At 58.7% G+C, this 2,779-nt stretch carries 2 protein-coding genes; one reads left to right on the top strand and one right to left on the bottom strand.

Annotated elements, in window-relative coordinates; translation table 11 throughout:
• Nucleotides 1-151 precede the first annotated feature (151 nt).
• The gene (locus tag FS320_RS41280) at nt 152-808 is read right to left on the bottom strand and encodes a polyamine aminopropyltransferase (protein WP_152718375.1); all 657 of its coding nucleotides are present in this window, start codon (nt 806-808) and stop codon (nt 152-154) included.
• 259 nt (nt 809-1,067) lie between these two features.
• On the opposite strand from FS320_RS41280, the gene FS320_RS41275 reads away from it, so the two are divergent.
• Nucleotides 1,068-2,060: a phasin family protein gene (locus tag FS320_RS41275; RefSeq protein ID WP_152718373.1), complete on the top strand. Its 993-nt coding sequence runs from the start codon at nt 1,068-1,070 to the stop codon at nt 2,058-2,060.
• The last annotated feature ends 719 nt before the right edge of the window (nt 2,061-2,779 follow it).

The raw sequence follows: 2,779 nt of genomic DNA, 5'->3' as shown, positions 1-2,779 counted from the left end.
GCTCCTGAAGACCGGCCTCCAGGAGGTGTGTTCGGCGGCTGCGATGAACGTCTTGCGGGTCGTACACTGGTTGGACGGATGGCCGCGCACCAAGACGCGCGTGACCCGCTTTGCTGCGTTGGCGCCAACCCTCTGAATTCGCCGACAGTATCTACACTGTGTTTGTCACCTCGCCATCCTTCTGCAGGTTGTCGAAGGCAACGATATGCGTCTGGCTGGTCGCGAACACCTCGCCAAGTGCCTGTTGAAACTCATCGTCCGGAGGATCATTCGAGCACAGGGCAAAGGCGCCTCCGGGACGGAGGTGCGCTGCAAGGTGCGTGAGACCATCGAGGGTGTAGAGCGCTGCATGGCTCGGATGCAGGACGTTCTTCGGCGAGTGGTCGATATCAACCAGGATCGCGTGGTAGCGGCGCCCTGGATGGTCGGCATCGAAACCCGCCTCTGAGGCAGCCCCGGCAAAGAAGTCGCCGAGAACCAGCCGGCAACGTGTATCAGAGGTCAGCTCGGCCCCGAGCGGCAGCAGACCCTGCTGGTGCCACTCGATCACCTCCGCAAGGGCATCGACCACCAGGAGCGAGCCCACCTGCGCATGCTCCAGCACGGCCTGCGCGGTGTACCCGAGGCCAAGGCCACCGACGACCACATCGAAGGACGTTCCGGTCAGGGCTGCGAGCCCGAGCCGTGCGAGGGCGATGTCAGATGCGTTGAACAGGCTCGACATCAGGAACTCGTCGTTGAGCTTGATCTCGTAGATGTCACCTCCGCTCCGGAGATCGCGCCGGCGCCGCAGGCTGCGCGCTCCCAAAGGACTAAGACAGACACTGGGTGTAGTTGGATGTCAGTAATCGCTTATTTTCGTGTCCTGCCACATAGCACACCTGCCATGCTGAGACGGTTCGATAAGCAACATGACAAAATACTTGAAGCTCATCCTTGAATACTGCGACAGAATTACGATATGATAGTTACTCCAGCCGACATATTCGTGTCACACCGCGTGGGCTAAGATCCAAAGCGCTGGGCCAAATATTATTCTATTCGATGTTTTTATTTTATGAGGCAAAATGACCACCAAAACCTTCAGCCAAACGCCGCCGGACAAGGCAAACGAGCTCTTCGAGAAGCTCCTCGCCACCTCTGACAATGCCGCCAAAACCCGTGAGCGCCTGCTTTCGGATTTGAAAGAGGAGTTGGACCTCCTGGCTAACCTCCAGGAACAGTATCTCTTTCCCGTCCTGAGCAAGCACAGAATGCAGGACCTGGTTCAAGAGGCCATCCAGGACAACCAGGAAACGAGTGCCCTCCTGGCGGAGTTGGACGGCATGCCGAAGAACAATGGTGAGTTCCTCAGCAAAGTTGCTGACCTGAAGAAAGTGTTCCAGCAGCATATTCGCGACGACAAGAAGGAGCTGCTTCCGGCGGTGCTCAAGGTCTTGAGCGACGAGGAGGCCGAAGCGGTGGCCGAGCAAGTGCAGGATGAAATGGCGAGTGTCGACGAGGCAAAGCGGGTCGAGACCAGGCGTGCCCGCGAACAGGTCGACATCGTCCACCAGGCTGCGGAAAACCTGACTAGCACTGTGCAGACCGGCGCGGAAGGAGCCCAAACGGCGGTTCGGACCATGCAGGAGGCAGTGCAGAAGAGCCTGAGCACGGCATCGGAGCTAGCCCGCCTTACCACTGATCAGGCGATGCAGTTCTTCAATCCCGGCAAACGAGACGCTCAAAGCCTCGGTGACGAGACCTCGCGAAACCTGCAAGCCGTCGCACAAGCCGGCACGGTTCTGGCTCGCGGCGTCCAGGATGTTTCCCGCGAGTGGTTTGAGTTGAGCCAGAAGCGCCTGCAGATGAACCTCGATGGCTTGAGCAGTCTGGCACGGTGCCGGTCGGTTCCGGACTTTGTTACGGTCCAGACCTCGCTCATCCGCGATAACCTGGAGCAGACCCTCGACAACAGCCGGCGCATGGCGGAACTCACGCAACAGCTCGCCGATAAGGCAAGTCGGACCGTGGCGGTTCAGGCAGAGAAGTCGCCCCAGCGCGTCAGCCCGGCCGCTTGATCAAACTCACTCTGACATTTGGTTTCAATGAGAACATGCCCCGGGGTTCCAAGCCCGGGGCATTTGCATTGCACCGGGCTGACCACGATCAGCAAAGCATGCGGCCGGAAACCCACCCAATGAATGCCATGCCGATCCAATGGCTATCAATCAGCGCGGATAGTGCCTTTCAACTCTTGCTTTGATGGCCCCAACCGTCGTTGCCTTCGCCAACGCCCTCCCACAAGTTATCCATGGCCGTGGTGCGCCGTGAACTGTCATGGCTGCAGCCTCGCTTCGCCACGCGCTCCAGGGCATCGGACATAACATCAGTGCTCTTGTGCATGGAAGATAGCAATGGGACGGTCTTCGCGACGCCGTCCTGAGGTCCGGCCTATCTTCGTTTACCAATTTAGCAGGATGATCCGGAACGATTGAGCGGCGTTCGGGAGCAACCGGCAAGATCTTGTGAAGGTCCGCTCATCGTGTGTTTGCAGAAATTCAGCGTACTTCCGGAACGTGCCATCTTGAGACCTTCCGTGGGTGGAGGCCGTCAAGTGCTATATCCGTCAATGGCTTACAGCGATCAATTGTAACATTGGCAAAAGTCCGGGCTGAGCTGGCGGGTCGGGGTTCCGGCGCAGCGACAATTCTGATTCAATCCCCTGCATGTCACCGGCCCCGGATCTTGATGGCCTGTCGAACGCCGATCTGAAGCGGTTGGTGCTGGAGCTGTTGGG

The sequence above is a fragment of the Microvirga tunisiensis genome (genome assembly GCF_009296175.1).
GTDB lineage: Bacteria > Pseudomonadota > Alphaproteobacteria > Rhizobiales > Beijerinckiaceae > Microvirga > Microvirga tunisiensis.
The sequence above is the reverse complement of the archived record's forward strand: the minus strand, read 5'-3'. Positions and strand labels throughout refer to the sequence as shown.